The sequence below is a fragment of the Bradyrhizobium sp. 76 genome (assembly GCF_023073025.1).
In the GTDB taxonomy this organism is placed as follows: Bacteria; Pseudomonadota; Alphaproteobacteria; order Rhizobiales; family Xanthobacteraceae; genus Bradyrhizobium.
Genome location: NZ_JADPIS010000006.1, coordinates 1 through 768, shown reverse-complemented (window position 1 = coordinate 768; position 768 = coordinate 1). Strand labels below are relative to the sequence as shown.

1 protein-coding gene is annotated in these 768 nt (G+C 60.5%); it reads right to left on the bottom strand.

The features are described from left to right. Positions 1-17: 17 nt before the first annotated feature. Positions 18-768 (bottom strand): IS5 family transposase gene (locus IVB48_RS00130; RefSeq protein ID WP_247396256.1). Its coding sequence is split into 2 segments (ribosomal slippage), with 752 coding nucleotides annotated over them: positions 18-439 and positions 439-768; the frame shifts between segments, so codons are not numbered across the junction. This gene is flagged as partial in the annotation.

Here is a 768-nt window from a genome sequence, read left to right as displayed (position 1 = left end):
CTAGGGTCTGTTGGGATTCATCTGGAGTTTATCGCGGCCGCGGCCAGATAGATCATTGAAGTGAAGCTCTGGTCGGTCTTGTCGGCGCGCATTGCGATGCGCTTGAATTCCTTGAGCTTGCCGAAGAAGTTCTCGATGAGATGCCGCCATTTGTACATCTCCTTGTCGATGGCGAGAGGCTGTGCACGGCGCGGATGCTGGGAGATGACGACTTTGGCGCCACGCGCTTCGAGTTCGGCGATGATGGCGTTGCTATCGAAGGCCTTATCAGCGATCAGCGCGTTGAAGGCCAATCCCTCGATGAGCGGCGGCACGCCCACCGTATCGAAACGCTGTCCCGGCAGGAGCACGAAGCGCACGAGATTGCCGAGCGCATCGGTGAGCGCCAGAATTTTGGTGGTCATGCCGCCTTTCGAGCGGCCGATCGCCTGGCTTTGCGTCCCCCTTTTGCGCCCTGACCGTGGCGGTGGACCTTGACGATGGTGGCGTCGACCATGGCGTATTCCATGTCGGGATCGTCGGAGATGGCCTCGAACAGCCGCTTCCAGACATCCGCCTTCACCCAGTCGCGAAAGCGCGTGAATGTGCTATTCCAGTGGCCGAACATCGCCGGCAGATCCCGCCAGGGACTGCCGGTTCGGGCGATCCACAGAACGGCCTCGACAAACAGTCGGTTGTCCTTGCCGCTGCGGCCCGGATCTCCCGGCTTGCCAAGACAATGCGGCTCCATCTTCGCCCATTGGGCGTCAGTCAAAACGAATCGGTCCA